Annotated in this window: 14 protein-coding genes; 10 read left to right on the top strand and 4 right to left on the bottom strand. The window is 71.0% G+C overall.

Annotated elements, in window-relative coordinates; translation table 11 throughout:
- Positions 1–3 precede the first annotated feature (3 nt).
- Complete coding sequence (locus tag P3T34_RS38680; RefSeq protein ID WP_280671370.1) at positions 4–1,818, bottom strand: asparagine synthase-related protein; 1,815 nt, start codon at positions 1,816–1,818, stop codon at positions 4–6.
- A gap of 507 nt (positions 1,819–2,325) precedes the next feature.
- On the opposite strand from P3T34_RS38680, the gene P3T34_RS38675 reads away from it, so the two are divergent.
- The 4 genes from P3T34_RS38675 to P3T34_RS38660 are packed head-to-tail and all read left to right on the top strand — an operon-like array spanning position 2,326 to position 7,697.
- Complete coding sequence (locus P3T34_RS38675; protein WP_348534740.1) at positions 2,326–3,258, top strand: aminoglycoside phosphotransferase family protein; 933 nt, start codon at positions 2,326–2,328, stop codon at positions 3,256–3,258.
- Between the two features lie 2 nt (positions 3,259–3,260).
- Entirely contained in the window at positions 3,261–4,589 is a 1,329-nt protein-coding gene (locus P3T34_RS38670) for an aminotransferase class III-fold pyridoxal phosphate-dependent enzyme (protein WP_280671366.1), read from the top strand.
- Positions 4,589–6,358, top strand: coding sequence for a 1-deoxy-D-xylulose-5-phosphate synthase N-terminal domain-containing protein (locus P3T34_RS38665; RefSeq protein ID WP_280671364.1), 1,770 nt, complete (start codon positions 4,589–4,591; stop codon positions 6,356–6,358). Before P3T34_RS38670 ends, P3T34_RS38665 begins: the two co-directional genes overlap by 1 nt.
- Positions 6,339–7,697, top strand: a complete 1,359-nt coding sequence (locus P3T34_RS38660; protein ID WP_280671363.1) for a glycosyltransferase — start codon at positions 6,339–6,341, stop codon at positions 7,695–7,697. Before P3T34_RS38665 ends, P3T34_RS38660 begins: the two co-directional genes overlap by 20 nt.
- Here the strand turns inward: P3T34_RS38660 and P3T34_RS38655 are convergent.
- Entirely contained in the window at positions 7,664–9,391 is a 1,728-nt protein-coding gene (locus P3T34_RS38655; RefSeq protein WP_280671358.1) for an alpha-amylase family glycosyl hydrolase, read from the bottom strand. The two genes, P3T34_RS38660 and P3T34_RS38655, sit on opposite strands and share 34 nt — an antisense overlap.
- Positions 9,392–9,480: 89 nt before the next feature.
- Between P3T34_RS38655 and P3T34_RS38650 the strand changes: the two genes are divergently transcribed.
- The 4 genes from P3T34_RS38650 to P3T34_RS38635 are packed head-to-tail and all read left to right on the top strand — an operon-like array spanning position 9,481 to position 13,863.
- Complete coding sequence (locus tag P3T34_RS38650) at positions 9,481–11,187, top strand: carbamoyltransferase N-terminal domain-containing protein (RefSeq protein ID WP_280671356.1); 1,707 nt, start codon at positions 9,481–9,483, stop codon at positions 11,185–11,187.
- A 57-nt stretch (positions 11,188–11,244) separates the two neighbouring features.
- Positions 11,245–12,096 (top strand): SDR family NAD(P)-dependent oxidoreductase, encoded by an 852-nt coding sequence (locus tag P3T34_RS38645; protein ID WP_280671354.1) that lies wholly within the window; start codon positions 11,245–11,247, stop codon positions 12,094–12,096.
- On the top strand, positions 12,093–12,635 hold the full coding sequence (locus P3T34_RS38640; RefSeq protein WP_280671352.1) for a DUF1349 domain-containing protein: 543 nt from the start codon (positions 12,093–12,095) through the stop codon (positions 12,633–12,635). The genes P3T34_RS38645 and P3T34_RS38640 overlap by 4 nt, the downstream gene beginning before the upstream one ends.
- Positions 12,622–13,863 carry a hypothetical protein gene (locus tag P3T34_RS38635; protein WP_280671350.1) on the top strand — a complete coding sequence of 414 codons (1,242 nt, stop codon included), beginning with the start codon at positions 12,622–12,624 and terminating at the stop codon, positions 13,861–13,863. The genes P3T34_RS38640 and P3T34_RS38635 overlap by 14 nt, the downstream gene beginning before the upstream one ends.
- Before the next feature lie 49 nt (positions 13,864–13,912).
- On the opposite strand, the gene P3T34_RS38630 is transcribed toward P3T34_RS38635, so the two are convergent.
- On the bottom strand, positions 13,913–14,941 hold the full coding sequence (locus tag P3T34_RS38630) for a Gfo/Idh/MocA family oxidoreductase (protein ID WP_280671348.1): 1,029 nt from the start codon (positions 14,939–14,941) through the stop codon (positions 13,913–13,915).
- The gene (locus P3T34_RS38625; RefSeq protein ID WP_280671346.1) at positions 14,938–15,882 is read right to left on the bottom strand and encodes an aldo/keto reductase; all 945 of its coding nucleotides are present in this window, start codon (positions 15,880–15,882) and stop codon (positions 14,938–14,940) included. The genes P3T34_RS38630 and P3T34_RS38625 overlap by 4 nt, the downstream gene beginning before the upstream one ends.
- Before the next feature lie 252 nt (positions 15,883–16,134).
- Here P3T34_RS38625 and P3T34_RS38620 point away from each other — a divergent pair, with 252 nt between their 5' ends.
- Complete coding sequence (locus P3T34_RS38620) at positions 16,135–17,004, top strand: TIM barrel protein (protein ID WP_280671344.1); 870 nt, start codon at positions 16,135–16,137, stop codon at positions 17,002–17,004.
- An 8-nt stretch (positions 17,005–17,012) separates the two neighbouring features.
- Positions 17,013–17,858: an endonuclease/exonuclease/phosphatase family protein gene (locus tag P3T34_RS38615; protein ID WP_280671342.1), complete on the top strand. Its 846-nt coding sequence runs from the start codon at positions 17,013–17,015 to the stop codon at positions 17,856–17,858.
- Positions 17,859–17,861: the final 3 nt, after the last annotated feature.

The raw sequence follows: 17,861 nt of genomic DNA, 5'->3' as shown, positions 1-17,861 counted from the left end.
CGGTCAGATGCTGACGCGCACGCGCAGCCGGCGCAGCCAGGCATCCACTTGCAGGACCATCTCCACGTTCGCCCGGCCGTACCACCCGCCCCGGTCCAGCAGGGCCGGGTCGGCCACGACCTGCCGCACCCCGGCGACGTCGATCAGCGGACGGACCGGAGCCGTCGAGTCGTCCAGCAGCGTCTGCAACCGCTGCACCAGCGCCGACTTGTAGCTGTCGGCATAGGTGATCGGATAGGGCACCTTGGCCCGGGTGAGAACCGACTCCGGCACGAGGTCCTTGGCGATGGTGCGCAACAGGCTCTTGCCCCGGCCGTCGAACCACTTCATGTGCACCGGAACGTTGTAGAGGAAGCTGACCAGCCGGTGGTCCAAGAAGGGGAAGCGCACCTGCAGTCCGGCGGTGGCGCCCAGCCGCTCGGAGTGGTGGGCCGCCTGCTCCAGGAGCCGGGTCGTGATCAGGTAGTCCGACTGCCGGCCCAACCGGTCCTGCCGGGAATCCCCGGGCAGCTGCGGCACCTCCGCGCTCGCCTCCCGGAACAGTCGGTCGCAGTAGCCCCCGACGTCCACGCCGCGCAGCAGTTCCGCGTCGAACAGCGCGGTGCCGATGCCGTGCTCCAGTCCCCAGGTGCGGGTGCGCTCGATCCAGGGGAACGCGGTGAACTCGCGGTCATCGTCGATACGGCCGCCCATACTGCCGAACACGGTGTCCGCCGCCTCGCCGCTCAGGGCCACCGGGACATGTCCGGCCACCCGTCGGCTGAACAGGAAGGGTGTGATGTTCTTGTCCCCGAAAGGCGAGGGATAGTCCTTGGCCGCCAGCACGGTGGCCAGCGTCACCGGATCGGACAGCTCCTCGGGACGGACGGTGACCTCCTCGTGCCGGCAGTTCCAGAACCGCACGACGTCCTGGGCGAACGGCCGGTCCGGGACTGCCGCGGCCGTGTCACCGAACGCGACGGTGAAGGTGCGCGGGGCGGTACCGGAGGCGCTGGCGGCCAGTCCGGTCAGCACACTGGAGTCCAAGCCTCCGGACAGCAGCACCGCCGGCTCGGTGCCGTGCAACTCTCCGGCCACGGCGTCGTCGAGCAGACCGCGCACCTGCTGGATCGTCTGCGCCAGGTCCAGCTCATGCGGCCGGGCCTCCAGGACCCAGTACCGGCGGCTGGTCTCCCCCTCGGGGGTCAGGTGCACGGTATGGCCCGGCGGCACCTCGCGCATGCCGCGCAACGTTCCGCGCCCCGGACTCCGGAGCTGGGTCAGCAGGGCGCACAGCCCCTCCGCGTCGATCTCGGGAGCCGCCAGGGGGTGCGCGGCCAGGGCGGCCACGTCCGAGGAGAACACCGCGCCGTGCTCGGTGGGTAGGTAGCTCAGCGGCTTCACGCCGAACCGGTCGCGGCCCAGCACCAGCTCCCGGCCGCGGGCGTCCCAGACGGCGAAGGCGAAAGAGCCCTCCAGCCGCTGCGCGGCCGCCGCTCCCCACCGCAGATAGGCGTGCAGCACCACCTCGGCCACCGAGGGCCCCTCCGGTGCGGCGGTCTCCCCGGGCCCGACGGCCGACCACAACTCCCGTGCGTTGTGCAGGTATCCGTCGCAGACCGCGACCGCGGCCGGACGACCGTCCTGCCGTACACAGGCGGGTTCCCTGCTGCCGGTCCACGCCGCGTCGACGCGCTGGGCCAGCACGGCGTGCCGGCTGTGCCACATCCCTGTGCCGGACCCTCCGCGGGCCACCAGGTCGGCTGTCAGCCGGGCGGTAGCCGCGTCCGCGTCACGCAGATCACGGACGCTGTCCACCCAGCCAGTGATTCCGGACATTCGCTACCTCCGGTTCGACGACGAGTGCCTCTGGAAATCCCGTCGTGGTCGAATATCCGCCTCGGCGAATCCGCCCCGGCTGCTTTCCGACGCGCACATCCCGCACGGTCTCCGCCGCTCGGTCGCCCATACTCACACCCCCGCGGTCTCGCGCACATCCCCCTGGCGGGCAGCCATCGGCTGCCTCCGCACACGAACCGCCGGCTACCCGACCGGGTGATGTGCCGCCACCCTGACCGGGTCGAGCATCTTATGCACGCAACGGACAAGGAATGACTCGGCCGGACTATCACGCGATGAATGGCGAGGGCAAAGGAAATGACGGATCATCATTCCCGCCGGCCCACTGTCACGGCAGGCTCGATCGAATGGGTTGATGATGTTCTTTCCACGCACTGGGGTGTGCGCCGGGAAAGCAGCCGACCGGTTCCGCTGACCAACGGCGGAGAGGCGCCGCTCAGTCACACGGCGGCTCTGTGGCGGACCGTGCACGGTGGGCGTGACCATGTGTTCAAGGTCCAGCTGAACACCGATGCCGTCCGCGACGCCCGCTTCTACCCGCTCAAGCAGCGGATACTCCAACGCTGCCTCCAGGTCGGCGTTCCGGTGCCCCTCGCTGTGCCGACCACCGCCGGTGAACCCGCGGCCTGGCGGGACGGACATGTCTGCGAGCTCATCCCGCTGGTGGCCGGAACGGCATCGGCGCACAGCACGGCCGCGCAGGCCCGCGCCGTCATCACCACCGGCCTCGGACTGCGCGCGGTACTGGACGGCCTTCCGCCGGAGCAGGTGGCGCAGTTGGCGTCGATCGGGCTGCCCGCCCTCGTCGACGAGGCGGACTGGCTCCGCGCCCTCGACGACGGCGTGGACCGCCTGCTGCCGTCGGCGCGGTCACGTGACGACTCCTGGGGAAGGGTCGCCGTCGAGGCGCTGGAGGGTCTCTCGGACGCCCGTCCCCTGCTGCTGGCGGCCCGCCCGTCCCTGATGGAGGTGCCTGCGGAGCGGCTACGGGTGATCCACGGCGACCTGCACCACCACCACTTCCTCTTCGGCGCCGGCGGTCGGCCCGAGGTTGCCGCTGTGCTCGACTTCGACAATCTGACGGTGGGAGACCGGCTGCTGGACCTCGCCTGGGTCGTCGAGACCTCGGCCCGGGTGCGGGGCGGAGCCGGGGCCCGCCAGGCCGCGCTGAGCGCCTTCCGCTCCCGCGCTGTGGGCCAGGGCCTGCTGGCCCCCGGCGAGGAGCGGCTGCTGATGCCACTGCTCATCGCCCGGGCCGTGCCCGTGGTCGTGGACATCGCCAAGGACATCCTCGAACGGGACCTTCTGAGTCCGGCCTGGACCGGCTACCTGGAACTGCTCGACACCCGCCGCCGACTCGCGCTGCACCGGCTTCTTTCCAGCACTTTCCCAGACGAGACCGAACTTCCCGAGGACTGAAGATGACCACTGAAGCGCCTGGCACTCCGAACTGGCCCGCCCCCGCCGACCTCTCCTCCTTCTGCTTCGAGGTGCCCTACTCCGAGGACTCCATCCTCTTCGAACGCGCCTCGGGCATCAGGCTGTTCGACACCGCGGGACGCGGCTACCTCGACGCCATGTCCGGTGTCTTCGTGACCTGCTTCGGATACGACTGCGAGCCGATCCGGAGCGCGGTGGCCGCGCAGCTCGGCCGGATGGCGTTCAATCCGCCGCTGCACGGGACCAACCAGAACGCCCTGGCACTCGCCGAGGCACTCGTCGGGCTCGCACCGCCCGGGATCGTCAGCGCCAAGCTGGTCAACGGCGGCTCGGAGGCGGTGGAGGCCGCGCTCCGGCTGTCCCGGCTGTACCACCGCGAGACCGGCGACAGCGGGCGCTACAAGACCATCAGCTACTTCCACGGCTACCACGGCGCCACCTTCGGCTCGCTCTCGGTGACCGGCCGTCCCGACGTCAGCCGCTTCGGTCCTGGCCTGCCCGGCGCCGTGCACGTCTGGTCGCCCGACGCCCTGGAGGACTTCCTCGGCGTCCCCGCGGAGGAGTCGGGCCGGCTCGCCGCGGAGCTGATCGAACGCACCATCGAGGCGGAGGGCCCGGACTCGTTCGCCGCGATCATCGTGGAGCCGGTGATCCACCTCCGTGGCATGGCCGTCGCCCCGCAGGGCTACCTGGCCAGGCTGCGGGAGATCTGCGACCGGCACGGCATCCTGCTGGTCTTCGACGAGATCGTCACCGGGTTCGGGCGTACCGGCCTGCCGTTCGCCGCGCAGACGTTCGGGGTCACACCGGACCTGATGTGCGTGGGCAAGGGCATCTCCGGCGGGTACGCGCCGCTGGCCGCAGTGCTGATCCACGAGCGGATCAGCGCCGTTCTCGGCGACGGCTCCGGGCCCGTCTCCTTCGCGCCCTCGCACACCTATGCGGCCAATCCGATGGCCTCGGCGGCCGGCCTCGCGGCGGTGCGGCTGTTCACCGGGGACGAGTACCCCAAGCGGATCGCCGAGCTCGCCGAGCGCTTCGAGTCGGCGCTGCGGGAGGCGGTGGGGAGCCGCGGGAACGTCCGAGCGCTGGGGCTCCTCTACGGCGTCAAGCTGTCCACGCCCGGGGACGTCGTCGACGGCAGCCTCGGCGAGCAGGTGGCCCGGGCATGTCTGCGGCGGGGGCTCATCATCCGCGGCCAGGACGACTGGATCGTGCTCGCGCCGGCGTTCGTCACCACCGAAGAGGATGTCCAGAGCATCTGCCGCACCCTCGCCGAGGCGCTCGACGAGACCCACGGGACCCGCTGATGGGCGCTCAGCCAGCGGACTTCGAGCGGGCCGTCGCCACCTCCGCGCCGCAGCTGACCCCCGAGGAGAACGCTGCCGTCCAGCGCGAGCTGTCGCAGCTGCGCCGGCTCGGACTGCGCGACGGGCTGCTGGCGACGATGCGGCAGATAGCGGCGGCCGTGCCGGAGCGCCTGTACCGGGACAGCGCCGAGGTCCTGCTGCGGATGCACGAGATCGCCGGCTCCGGCAACCACCAGAGCTGCCTGTCCTCCCTCCCGACCGTACGCGCCTGCTTCGAGCTGGGTCTGATCCCCCCGGCCGGTACGCGCGCGCCGGCCGACCTGATCGTCGGCCGCGGCCACATCGCGCCCAGCTTCTACGCCGAGCAGTACGTCCGCGGCGACCTGCCGTTCCTGCCCCTGGCCACACTGCACCAGGGCGGGATGACCGGTGTGGTCAACCAGGACTGGGGGTTCCGCAACACCATGCGCTACAGCCTCGGTGTCGGTGTCGCTCAGGCTGTCAGCCTGGCATGGGAGTTGAAGCGCCAGGGCGACGAGCGCAAGGTCGTGTGCCTGGCCGGCGACGGCGAGCTGCACGAGGGCGTGACCTTCGAGTGCATCCGCTTCACCGACGAGGCCGAACTCGGCAACCTCATCATGGTGGTCGACGCCAATGACATGGGGATCGAGCCGCTGCTCAAGCCGCTCAACCGGGACTACCTGCGCAGCTACTTCCGCTCCGTGGTGGAGGTCGACGGCAGGGACTCTGCCGCGGTCCAGGCCGCCCTGGCGGAGCTGCTCGCGACTCCGGGCCCGACCGCCCTGGTCTGCCGCACCCGCAAGGACGGCCACAGCTACCGGCGTCCGAGCACCGGATCCGCTCCGGCCCGGCCGACCTTCGCCTCCACCGGCGGCCGGCGGCTCGCGGAGCTCCAGCGCCGGTCGGGGCGCGAACTCGCGGTCTTCACCGCGGATCTGGCGGCCAGGTTCGGACTGTCAGGACAGGTGCCGTACCAGAACGTCGGGCTCGCCGAGAGCCTCGGCATCGGGCTGACGCTGTCCCTGCCGCCGGAGCACCTGAAGGTCGTCGCCACGGACGCGATGTACTACATGGACTCGCTCAGCATGCTCACCGAGGCGTCGACCAGCGTACGCAACCTGCTGGTGCTGGCGGGCCGCAACTGGGGGGCCTGGGGCGGCTCGGCGAACGCCTTCAACCTGCTCGCACTGATCGCCAACACCCGCGTGTACGAGCCGATCACGCCCGCGGAGTTCCAGGCGTGCACGGACCGGCTGGAGGGCGAACCCTCAACGGTCCACGTGCTGAGCATGGTCGACGCCCGGTTCGACGAACCGCCCGCGGACTGCTCCGCGGACATCGACGACGGGGTGTGGCTCAACGCCCCCGAGGCCGGCGACTGCGACCTGGCGGTGGTCAGCTTCGGCTACGCCAGCACCCTGCTGGCCCGGGCGAACGCCTCGCTGGGGATCCCCCACCTGCACTGCGCCGCGCTCAACCCGGTGCTCCGGCAGGAGGTTGTGGAGCGGCTGGCCCGGTTCCGGCACGTCCTGTCGGTCGAGTACAACGGCGTGCACGGTGGGTTCGGCGAGTGGCTGCGCAACCGCTACCTGCTGCCGGTCGCGGTGCACGGCGTCGAGGCGGACATCGACAACTGCGTCCACGACATCCAGCTCCAGCGGCACGGCATGAGCCCCGCACAGCTGCGCGACCTGCTGATGTCGTTCCGCAACAGCCAGGAGGCGCACTATGCGATTGCACGTACATGACTACACGGCGGTGAACCTCTCCGGAATCCTGGACGGTGCCGTGCTGATGCACCAGCAGATGGCGCAGCTGCTGTCGGCCCGTGCTGACGTCGTCCTGCACGATCAGACGGCCGGCCGCGACTGCCTGGCGAACGTCGGGGACGGGGACGTGGTCTACGCCGGGAACGGCCCGTACGCGCACCTCTACCACCTGTGGCGGGAGCAGCACGGCACCGACTTCCGGATCGTCCGGGAGGTGCACACCACTTTCTGGTCCGGTTACTGGACCCAGGAGGAGCTGTGCGCTCCGCTCACCCGCCCCGGCGACGTGGTCCTGTTCCCGAGCGAGTTCACCCGGCAGGTCTTCCTGCGCGAGTTCCCGGGTACCGGTCCTGGCAACTCCGCGGTGGCGTACCCGATGCTGGCGCGGATCCCGCACGCCGCGCAGGCACCGGTCCCACCGCCGGGCGCGCCCCTGCGGATCGGCTACCTCGGTGCGCTGTCGGAGGCGAAGAACTTCGACCAGGTGCTCGGGGTGTTCCAGCGGTACCACCGGGAGTCCGGAGGGCGGGCCGAACTCGTCTTCGCGGGCAAGCCCAACCACCCGCGCTGGGAGACCGGGACGATCCTCGCCCGGCTGGCGTCCGAGGGTGTTCCCTCCGAGGCCGTCACCCCGCTCGGGCTGCTCCACCCCTCGGAGCTGACCGACTTCCTCTCCCGGATCGACGTGCTGCTGTTCCCCAGCACCGCCTCCCGGGAGAGCCTCGGCCGAGTGGTGGTCGAGGCCCTCGCCCATGGGATCCCGGTCCTGGCCGCGGACATGGGACCGGCCGTCGAGCTGCTGCCCGCCCGCAACCTGGTGCCCACCACGCTGCACACCGAGACCGTGTTCGGGATGGACAGGATCGGACCGCTGGGGGTGGTCGACGAGGACGTGCTCGTGGCCCGGCTGCTGGAACGCGACTACGAGCCGGCCCGACTGCCGGACAGCACCGCGCCGTTCGAGGACGAGACGCTGTGGCGCGCCATGGCCGGCGAGCTCCCGTCGGCCAGGCTGCGCCACGACAGTGCCACGGTCGGCCGGGTCCGGGTGCGAAGGCGGCCCGGCGGCGGCCATGAGCGGCTGCTGGCCGAGACCGAGCAGGTCTTCCTGGAGTACTTCCAGCGCCGTGACCAAGCGCTGCTCGCCCGGATCGCCGCCAGCGAGCACGCCACCGGGCTCCCCCGGCCCGAGTTGCGCGCCATCGCCACCCGCCCGGGGCGCAGCCTCGCCGACTACCGTGCGCTCCCCGCGCTCGTGGACGCGCTGGCTGTCCCCCCGTTGACCTACTCCCTGGACTCCGGGCCGAGCGGGCGCTGAGCCGTAGCCGGGCGCAGCCAGACGGTGGTGTCGGGGGGCAGTACCCCTGCGGTGACGGGCGCGCTGGCCAGCAGGATCTCGTCGTCCGGGTCGAGCCGCAGCCCGCCAGGACCGAAGTTGACCAGGCAGCGCAGGTCCCGGCCCCGGTGAAAACCCAGCCATTCACCGGAGTCGGGACCATCCAGGCGGCAGCCGTCGGTGCCGGCGGGGTACGCGCGCCGCAGCCGCAGCGCGGTCCGGTACAGCGTCAGGGTGGAGTCTGCGTCGGCCTGTTGGGCCCGAACGGTGAGCGAGGACCAGTCGGCCGGCTGCGGAAGCCAGCAGTCCTCGGGCGGCGCGGCGCTGAAGCCGTACGGCGCCTCCTCCCCCGTCCAGGGAATCGGTACGCGGCAGCCGTCGCGGCCCGGGTCGGTGCGTCCTGACAGTTCCCACAGCGGGTCCCGGCGCCGGTCCTCGGGCACATACGCCTGCGGCAGGCCGAGTTCCTCGCCCTGGTAGATGTAGACCGCCCCCGGCAGCGCCAGGGTCAGCAGGGCCGCCGCCCGGGCGCGCCGCAGCCCGGCAGGACCGCCGCCGAGGCGGGTGACCGGGCGGACGGCGTCATGGCTGGACAGCAGCCAGGTCGCCGGGGCCTGCACGGCCGCGGTCGCGGCAACCGACTCCCCGATCACCCGACGCAGCTCCCGTCCCTCCCAAGGGCACTGCGCGTAGGCGAAGTTGAAGACGTGCTGCAGCTCCCCTCGGCGTACGTAGCGGGCCAGCCGTTCCTGGTCGAACAGGATGACTTCGCCGACGAGCAGTCTCTCGCCCGGTGGCGCCTCGACGTCCGGCGCCGGGTGGTCCGCCAGCAGGGCCCGCCACCGGCGGTAGAGCGGATGCACCTCCGCACGGTCGTAGTAGGGCATGAGGTGGTAGCGGTCCGGCTCCTGGTGCTGCCCGGGCCCGGCATCGGGCAGGTCCGCGGCCTTGAACAGCGTGTGGGCGACATCCACCCGAAAGCCGTCGGCGCCGTGGTCGAGCCAGAACCGCAGGATGCGTTCGTACTCGGCGACCACCTCGGGGCTGCGCCAGTTCAGGTCGGGCTGGTCCGGGGTGTGCAGATGGAGGTACCACTGGGCGGGGCCCATGTCGTCTCCTGGCACCCGGCTCCAGGCCGGGCCCCCGAAGGCCGACTGCCAGTCGTTGGGCGCGTCCTGCCCTCCCGGACCCCGTCCCGGCCGGAAGACGTACCGGTCCCGCGCCGGGGCGCCGGCCGGCGCGCAGAGGGCCTGGCGGAACCAAGGGTGCGCCACCGAGGTGTGGTTGGGCACCAGGTCGACCAGCACGCGCAGCCCCAGGGTGTGGGCCCGGTCGACCAGGGCGTGCCAGTCCTGCAGGGTGCCCAACTCGGGTGCGACCTCGGTGTGGTCGCTGATGTCGTAGCCGCCGTCCGCCAGCGGTGACGGGTAGAAGGGGGTGATCCACACCGCATCCGCTCCGAGCTCCGCTACATGGTCGAGCCCGGCCGCGGCACCCTTCAGATCCCCGGTCCCGTCGCCGTCGCCGTCCGCGAACGACCTCGGATACAGCTCGTAGCAGACGGCGTCACGCCACCACTGGCCCACGGTCCGGCTCCTTCGCTTGTCGCCTGCGCCCGCCCCGATGCTGATCGCCCCGATGCGTCGCCACATCACCCGGGTGTGCAGTCCCCGCACCGGGTGAGCTCCTGTACCCGACCGGGTGATGTGGCGGCGGTCCGCATGCGGCGAAGCTGGCGGAACGTCATCCTGGAGGCCAGCACACCATGTTGATCTGTGGAATCAAAGTCACTCATGACGGCGGGGTCGCCGTCATCGAGGACGGTCAGCTTCGCTTCAGCACCGAGGTCGAGAAGCTCGGGAACGGGGAGCGGTACAGCTCTCTCGGAGATCTTGAGCGGGTGACCGAGATCCTGCGGTCGGAGGGCTTGGAACCGGCCGACGTCGATCAGTTCGTCGTCGACGGCTGGTTCACGGGGGACGACTCCGAGCAGGTCGTGTCCACGGAGCCGTCCCGCATCCGCACGCTGAGCGGTGGCCGCCCGCTGGAGCTCACGGTCGCGCCGTACCACGATCGGGTGGGCGTGGGCGATCCCATCGCCCGGCACACGTTCGGTGACCACGACTTCGGCGCGCCCGGCAGCGGCTACGCCAGCTACCACCACGTCAGCAACCACCTCCTGGGCGCCTACTGCTCCAGCCCGTTCGCGGCCCGCGGCGAGGACGCCCTGGTGCTGGTCTGGGACGGTGGGATGGCACCACGCCTCTACCGCGTCGAGGCGGCGACCCGGACCGTTGCCTGGGTGGACACGCTGTTTCCGCTCGCCGGAAGCACCTTCTCCGATTTCAGCTCGCAGTTCGAGCCGTTCATCAGGAACACGGACGGCCTCACCCCCGATGAGGCGATGCGAAGCGACCTGTCCATTGCCGGGAAGGCCATGGCCTATGCCGCCCTCGGCAAGGTGGAGGAGTCCGCGTTCCCGGTGTTCGACACGATCCTCGCCGACTTCCGCGACGCGCCGTCCAACGACACCAAGGACGTCGGCCGGAAGGTCGCCGCCAACCGTGACGAGCTGTTCCCCGGGCTGACCAACGCGGACCTCATCGCCACCTTCCAGGCGTATGTGGGGAACCTCGTGCTGGAGCGGATGCGGTCGCTGGTACAGCGCGGATCGAGGGTGTCCAGGCCGAACCTGGTCCTCGGCGGTGGCTGCGCACTGAACATCAAGTGGAACAGCGCGCTCCGTGGCAGCGGGCTGTTCAGGGAGATCTGGATCCCGCCGTTCCCCAACGACTCGGGAGCGGCCATCGGCACCGCCAGCTGCGAGATGTTCCGACGGGAGCAGCGCATCGCCCTGGACTGGAACGTGTACTCGGGTCCGCGGGTGGCCGTCGGCGATGTGCCGGCCGGATGGCACCCGACGCCCTGCGATGAACGGCAGTTGGCGGGACTCCTGCACCACCGGGGCGAACCCGTTGTGGTGCTGTCCGGTCGGGCCGAGATCGGACCGCGGGCGCTGGGCAACCGCAGCATTCTGGCGCCGGCGACCAGCCTCGCCGTGAAGGACCGGCTGAACGCCATCAAGGACCGGGCGTCCTACCGGCCGGTGGCCCCCATCTGCCTGACCTCGCGTGCCGCCGAGGTCTTCACCCCGGGTGGCAGCGACCCCTACATGCTCTTCGAGCACCGCACGCGGGCAGGCTGGACCGAGCGCATTCCAGCCGTTCTGCACCTGGACGGCACGGCTCGGCTGCAGACCATCGACGCGTCGACGGACACGGCGACCAGCCGGATCCTGACCGCCTACGAGGAGATCAGCGGTATCCCCGTGCTGTGCAACACCAGTGCCAACCTCAATGGCAGCGGCTTCTTCCCCGATGTCGCATCGGCGGCCAGGTGGGGCGGTACCCACTACATCTGGTCCGACGGGACGCTCTGGACCGGCCCCGCGGCCGGCGCGACGGGAACCTGACGGAGCATCAACTCCTCCCGCTGCCTTCCTTCCCACCGACCCGGAGGTCGTACGCATATGAACACCCGACAGGAAGATCCGCCGGAGACGGCCGACGCCCACCGCGGCAAGGTGGTCCTCGTGGTCGGCGGCGGCCGGGGCATGGGACGCGCGGTGGTGGAGGCGTTCGCGCTGCGCGGCGCGCGGGTCGTCGTCGCCGACACGGACCATCTGGCGTCCGCGTACAACCACTACCGTTCCGCGGAGGTCGGCGGATTCGCTGCGGCCGGGGAACTCGCGGCAGAGCTGCGCGACCGGGGCTGCGACGTCACCGCCGTGGCGGCCGACGCCGCCGACGAGGGCTCGGTGCAGGCGCTGCTGGCCACCGTGGGCGAGCGCTACGGGCAGCTGGACACGGTGGTCAACGCCTTCGGTGTCACCCATGTCTGCACGGTCGAGCAGATGGAGCTGGCGGAGTTCACCCGAGTGATAGAAGGCAATCTCAACGGTGTCTTCTTGGTGTCCAAGCACGCTCTCCCGCTGCTGCGGGCCGACGGCGGCGGATCGATCGTCAACTTCTCCTCTGTCTCAGGCCGCAGCGGCTTCGCCAAGGTGGCGCACTACTGCGCGGCGAAGTTCGGGGTGATCGGGTTCACCGCCGCCCTGGCCCTGGAAGAGGCGCGCAACGGCGTGCGCGTCAACGCCGTCTGCCCCGGCATCGTCCGCACCAATATGTGGAACTACCTGCTCGAGGAGTTCACCCGGCCCGGGGAGACCGAGGAGGAGTGCTGGGAGCGGATGCGGATGATGATCCCGCAGCGTGAGTTCCAGCAGCCGCAGGACATCGCGGAACTGGTCCTCTTCCTCGCCTCCGCTCGCCGGATCACCGGGCAGGCGGTGAGCGTCGACGGCGGGATGTCAGCGCCGTGACGTCGTCCGCAGCGCCCTTCGACGACATCGGGCCGCGGCTGGAGTTGACCGCCCCGGCCGGCTCCGACCTCTACCGCCTGCCCGGCGTCAGGGAGATCGACGCGGTGCCCGAGGTGTCCCGGACGCTCGACGGCGACTTCACGCTGTCCGTCCGGGTGGCCGTCCAGGGCAGCCGGTTCGCGGACGCGGGCGGGCTGCTGGTGCACACCGCGGACGGCTGGACCAAGGCCTGCGTGGAGCGGGCACCGGACGGCCGGTGGTCGGTGGTGACCGTGGTGTCCCGGCCGGAGTCCGACGAGGCGGCCGGCCCGGAACTGGCCGGCCCCGCCACCGAACTCACGGTGGCGCGGGAGGGCCGCCGGCTGGCGTTCCTGCACCGCGAGGAGGCGGCCGGCGACCACCGGTTCGTCCGCACCCTGCGGATTCCCTCGGGACCGCTGAGGGTGTCGCTGTTCGCACAGGCCCCCTTCTCGGAGCGCTGCACGGCCACCTTCCTCGACCTCCGCTTCAGCCTGGAGCCGCTCCGTGACCGCCGTTGAGCACGCCGCACCTGCTCTGCCACGGGACCTCGTCGGCCATGTGACGCGGCTTTCCGAGCGGCTCGTCCGGCTCGACGCGCCGTTCGACGCCGCAACCGCGGTCGAGGACACCCGCCGTCGCGCCCGTGAGCTGGGGCTTGCGCCGGAGGACCTGGACGCGCACCTGCGCCGGGGGCTGAAGCAGTCCGGAGCCCTGGGGCCGGACGAGGTGGCCGAGTACCGCCGCAACCTCCGCGCCGTGCTCGACGCGGTCGGCGTGGCGGACCCTCGGCGGCCCACCGCGCCGGAGCTCTTCGCCGCGTTCCTCCGGATGGGCCGCGAAGTGGCCTCGTCACTGGCCGCGGCGCTGCCCCGGCAACCGGACCGCACGGTGGTGTTCCTGGGCACCGACGCGGAACACCTCAAGATCGTCCATGACCTGCTGGCAGACGACCCGCAGGCGTCAACGGTGTTCTACCTCAGCCGGCTGTCGCTGCTGAGCGACGCCGAACGCACCGTGCTGTCCCGTACGAGCCGGACCGTGTTCGGAGCGGACGAGGTCACCGCGCGCAGTTCTGAGGGACGCCACCGGGCATGGATGGACAACGGCCTGGTCGCCTCGCAACTGGCCAGGCTGGTGTCCGGTGCCCGCGCCCTGGCACAGCGGTCGGCGGCCGGCGGGGAGACGTTCGAGCAGCTGTTCCTCGCCCGTTTCGCCGACGAGGTCGCGCACCGCACGGACCAGCGGGCGCGGCTGCGCCAGGGTCCGCTGACGATGTTCGGCACTCCTTTGCCCGAGACCGACGCGGTGGTGCGGGCCGGCATCGACAGCGGCCTGTTCACCGAACGCTGCCTGGACGCGGGTCGTCGGCTGCTCGCCCGGTCAGCGGCCGACCCGCGGCCGCTGACCGTGGTCGACATCGGGGCGAACGGCACCCAGCCGGCGCTGCTGATGGGCGCCGCCGAGGTGCTCGGCTCGGCAGCCGAGGTCTCGGTGTGCCTGTTCACCCCGCACCCCGACCGGTGGGGACCGCCCGGCGGACGCTTCAGGCTTGCGCAGGCCACGTCGCTGTTCGCGCTCGGAGTGGAGACCGTCAAGACTTTCGCGACCGACTACCGGGGGGCCGCCCAGGGGGCCGGCCACACCCTGGCCGAGCTACCCGCGGACCAGCGGCTGCTGGCCCACCTGAAGCACCTCGCCTTTCATCGGGCCGCCCTGGAGGTCAGGGCACGGAGTGCCGAGGGGTGAGGCCGGGGTACCGAAACGCGGGAGCCCCGGCCCCACCGGTGCCGTGCGCTCAGGCCACGGACACGCTCTCGCCCGTCTCCAGGGAGCGGCGGACGGCCATGGCCAGCCGCACCGTGAGGACGCCCGCCCGCCGATCCGGCGACGGCGCGGTGCCGCCGCGCAGCGAGCCGATGAAGTGGCTGAGGGCGTACTCGCTGATCGCGCCCCGTGCGGGCAGGGCCCACGACTGCCGGGTCGGCTCGGCGGACGCCGCGGTGGCCCAGGTGAGGTCACCGAACATATGGTGAAGGCCGGTCAGCCGGGCCTGCCCCCGGGCCGTGTAGACCGACAGGGACGCCGGTGTGGCCATTGCCTGCGCCCCGAGCGCCCCGCCCGTCAGCACGGCTGTCGCGCCCGAGGCGAAGGTGATCACGACCGCGACGCCGTCCTCCAGCGGGTTGCCCAGGTAGGACTTCCCCGCCGCCATCACCCGGACCGGTTCTCCCATGAGGAAGCACAGGGTGTCGAGCAGATGGCACGTGTTCTCGTTGACCACGCCGTTGCCGTTGGCCGGATCCCAGATCCACGGCGGGGAGTCGTCCCGGGGAAGCATCAGGTCGGCGTTGACCACCAGCGCCTCGCCCAGCGGCCCGTCCAGCAGCTCGCGCAGCCCGGCGACCGCGGGCAGATGGCGCAGACAGAAGTCCATCATGATCGGCACGTCCGGGAACCGGTCGCACAGCTCGCCCATCTCCCGGGCGTGCTCGTCGTCCGTGGCGAAGGGCTTCTCCAGGAAGATCGCGACGCCCCGCTCGCCGGCCTCGGCGATCAGCCTCGCCCTTGCCCTCGGCGGAACGGCGATCACTATCGCGTCCAGTGATTCCCTGCGGATCATCTCCGTGCCGTCACGGTAGCCGTTGGCGCCCAGTTTCTCGGCATACGGTTCGAGGTCGATTCCCTGGCCCTCGGGATCGAGGTCGGCCACCGCGACCAGATCCACGCCGGCCATGGTGGACAACACCTTGGCATGGCACCGCCCGAATCCGAGGCCGACGACGCCCACGCGCACGTCCTCATGGTCTTCCGGTGCAGCGGTCATGCAATCTTCTCCTGCCATTCCTCGTTCTCCCCTTCGTTTTTCCAGGTGTTCTGCGGAACTTCGGCGAATATCGCGGTGACGGCCTTCAGCAATTCCGGGTCCGGGGCCGTACCGAACGCGCGGATATTCTCTTCCAGATGGCTTCTGCTGCCGGTCCCGGTGAGTACCGAGGCCAGGTCGTCCTGACCCGACGCGAACTGCATCGCCAGAAAGGCCAGATCGGTGCCGTGCCCGGCGCACAGCGCGGCGGCCCGGGCCGCCGCCGCCTTGAGCTCGGGGGCGGCGGGATGCCACGAGGGTGCTCCCCCTGTGGTGAGCAGGCCCATGGCCACCGGACTGCCGAGCAGGGTGGCGACCTGCCGACCGCTCCAGTCGGCTGCGGATCCCGCCAGGCCCTGGTCGTGCAGCCCGTAGCGGCAGTACGAGAGCACCACGTCGAGTGAGGCGGCTTCGAGCGCCGCGGCGAGCACCGGCAGCGTCAGTCCCGACACGCCGATCGCCCGTGCCCTGCCCTCTGCGCGCAACTGCTCGAGCAGCGGCAGTACCTCCCCGATGACCTGGCCCGGCTCGCCGAACTCGATGTCGTGGGCGAGCAGCACGTCGACGTGGTCGGTCCCCAGACGGTCCAGACTCGCCTCGAACTCCGCCCTGATCCGCCGCGCCGAGAAGTCGAACTCCTCCGGTGCGTAGCAGCCGACCTTGGTGCCCACCACGACCTCGTCACGCCGGCCGCGCAGGGCCCGGCCGACCATCTCCTCGGCCAGCCCGCCCCCGTAGGAGGGGGCGGTGTCGATGAGGTTGATCCCGGAGTCGAGCCCGTGCAGCAGGGTGCGCAGGGACTCCTCGGGGTCCCTGCGGCCGAATATCCCCATGAAGGACGTCGTCCCCAGGCCCAGGCGTGACACCTCGAGGCCGGTGTTCCCGAGCCGTCGATACTCCACGGAAATTCCTCCCCAGACCGACCGGCACATGGTGGGCGGTCTTATTTCTCTGAAAATTCGCCGGAACGGCAACGGGCATGGCTGCGGGTAATGATTCCCGAGCCGAACGTCCGCCATATCACCCGAACGTGCAGTAGCAAGGCCACTGATGCTCCCGGCAATCCCCCCGGACACTGCGGCGACCCTTTATCTGTACAGCCGCTAGACTGCTGGGACTCAGCGAAGGGATGGGAAAGGAGCGGTATGGGCGACATGAGAGATATCCCGCTGGCACCGCGGTTCGGATTCAATGCCGCCGGGCTCGCCGACCACCGGCTGCCTGATGCCCTCTCCGTCCTCGCTGACCTCGGCTACGACGTGGTGACCCTCGCCGTCGGCCACTGGCCCATCGACCCCTGGGTCGACGAACTGCAGCACGAGGTGGAGCTGCTGTCCAACCGCCTGGACCGGCTCGGGCTGGGCGTGGTGATCACGGCCGTGTCCCGCTACCTGCTGGACTCATGGCAGGCCGATGTGCCGAGCCTGCTCTCAGTGGAGAGCGGCCGGGAGCGGCGGGTCGGGCTGCTGCTCCGCGCGGTCCGCATCGCGGCCGAGCTGGACGCGGGGGCGGTGGTCTTCCGCAGCGGCGCGGCTCCCGCCGAGGCGTCGGACCGGACCGCCTGGAGGCGACTGACCGAGAGCTGCTCCAAGGTGCTGGAGTTCGCCGAACGCGAGGACGTGATGCTCGCGCTGGAGCTCTCGCCGGGGATGTTCATCCGCACCTGCGGTGACTTCGAGGAGTTGGCCGACCGACTCGGCCGACCGAACCGCCTGGCACTGGTCCTGGACGGTTCGGGTGACGGGGTGGCCCCGGTCCGGCTCGCGGCCGACGACGTCCGGCGGGTGCTTCCCGCCCTCACCCAGGTCAACATCACGGACGTGCCGGACTCCCCGACCGGGGAGGGAGTCGCCGCACGGCTGTCGCCGATCCTGCCGGTGCTCTTCGAGAGCCGGCGCCGGCTGCTCGTGTCGGTCGGCTCAACCGAGCACGGCGCGCTGACCCCGCAGTACGCGCAGCGCGCGCTGGCCGATCTCCGCTCGACCTTCGGCGGATCCTCCCTGGGACCGGGATCGGGTAGGTGATCGACGGTATGGGGATTCACCCGACGATCCACACGGTGATGTTCTGGAACCTGCACGTCGTCGGCTTCGAGCGGAAAGCCGGTGACGACACGCGGTGGAACCTCCAGCGTGACCTGATCAGGCAGCGCCGGCCCAGCGTGCTGATGGCGGCCGAGGGCTGGTGCTGGGATCTGGACGACCGGGCCCTGTTCGAGGATGCCAAGCGGAGCCTCGACATGGAGGGCGCGCTGTTCGAGGCGAAGACCGGATGCCATCAGGCGATCTTCTGGCGGCACGACGTGAGCCTGCTGGAGTCCGAGGCGCAGTGGCACGAGCTGGCGCAGTGGCACGGCTACGGCAGTGCGGTCCTGCGACTGCCGGGCCGCACCGAGCCGATCCGGTTCACCGTGTCGCACCTGGACCCGTACAGCCCGCTGAGCCGCGGGATCGAGTCCGACCGGCTGCGTGGCTTCCTGGGCGCCGACCCGACCACCCCGACCGTGCTGGCCATGGACGCCAACACGGTGCCACCGGGCGACCCCGAGCCCGACTGGTCGGCACTGCCCGCCCATCTGCTCGGCAACCATGTGCTGCCTGGCGGGACCGAGGCCGATCGGACGCCGGTGGAGCGCCTGTTGGGAAGCGCGCACGCGCCGATCCTCACCGATGTCGCCGCTCATCTCGGCGACCGGCGACCCACGTTCGCCGCGCCGCAGGAAGGAGATCCGCCGCGCCGCATCGACCTCTTCCTGGCCTCTCCGGGGCTGCTCCCCCATGTCGTCTCCTACCGTGTCGTCAGCAGCCCCGAAACTGATCCGGCCAACGGCCCCGCCGCGTCGGACCACCGGCCGATCGAGATGGACCTCGCGCTGTAGGGA

The organism is Kitasatospora sp. MAP12-44 (assembly GCF_029892095.1).
GTDB lineage: Bacteria > Actinomycetota > Actinomycetes > Streptomycetales > Streptomycetaceae > Kitasatospora.
This window is presented reverse-complemented; position numbering and strand designations above follow the sequence as displayed.

Coding starts and splice junctions, on each gene's coding strand:
- P3T34_RS38680 (WP_280671370.1), bottom strand. CDS start 1,818: ATGTCCGGAATCACTGGCTGGGTGGACAGCGTCCGTGATCTGCGTGAC.
- P3T34_RS38670 (WP_280671366.1), top strand. CDS start 3,261: ATGACCACTGAAGCGCCTGGCACTCCGAACTGGCCCGCCCCCGCCGAC.
- P3T34_RS38665 (WP_280671364.1), top strand. CDS start 4,589: ATGGGCGCTCAGCCAGCGGACTTCGAGCGGGCCGTCGCCACCTCCGCG.
- P3T34_RS38660 (WP_280671363.1), top strand. CDS start 6,339: ATGCGATTGCACGTACATGACTACACGGCGGTGAACCTCTCCGGAATC.
- P3T34_RS38650 (WP_280671356.1), top strand. CDS start 9,481: ATGTTGATCTGTGGAATCAAAGTCACTCATGACGGCGGGGTCGCCGTC.
- P3T34_RS38645 (WP_280671354.1), top strand. CDS start 11,245: ATGAACACCCGACAGGAAGATCCGCCGGAGACGGCCGACGCCCACCGC.
- P3T34_RS38630 (WP_280671348.1), bottom strand. CDS start 14,941: ATGACCGCTGCACCGGAAGACCATGAGGACGTGCGCGTGGGCGTCGTC.
- P3T34_RS38620 (WP_280671344.1), top strand. CDS start 16,135: ATGAGAGATATCCCGCTGGCACCGCGGTTCGGATTCAATGCCGCCGGG.
- P3T34_RS38615 (WP_280671342.1), top strand. CDS start 17,013: ATGGGGATTCACCCGACGATCCACACGGTGATGTTCTGGAACCTGCAC.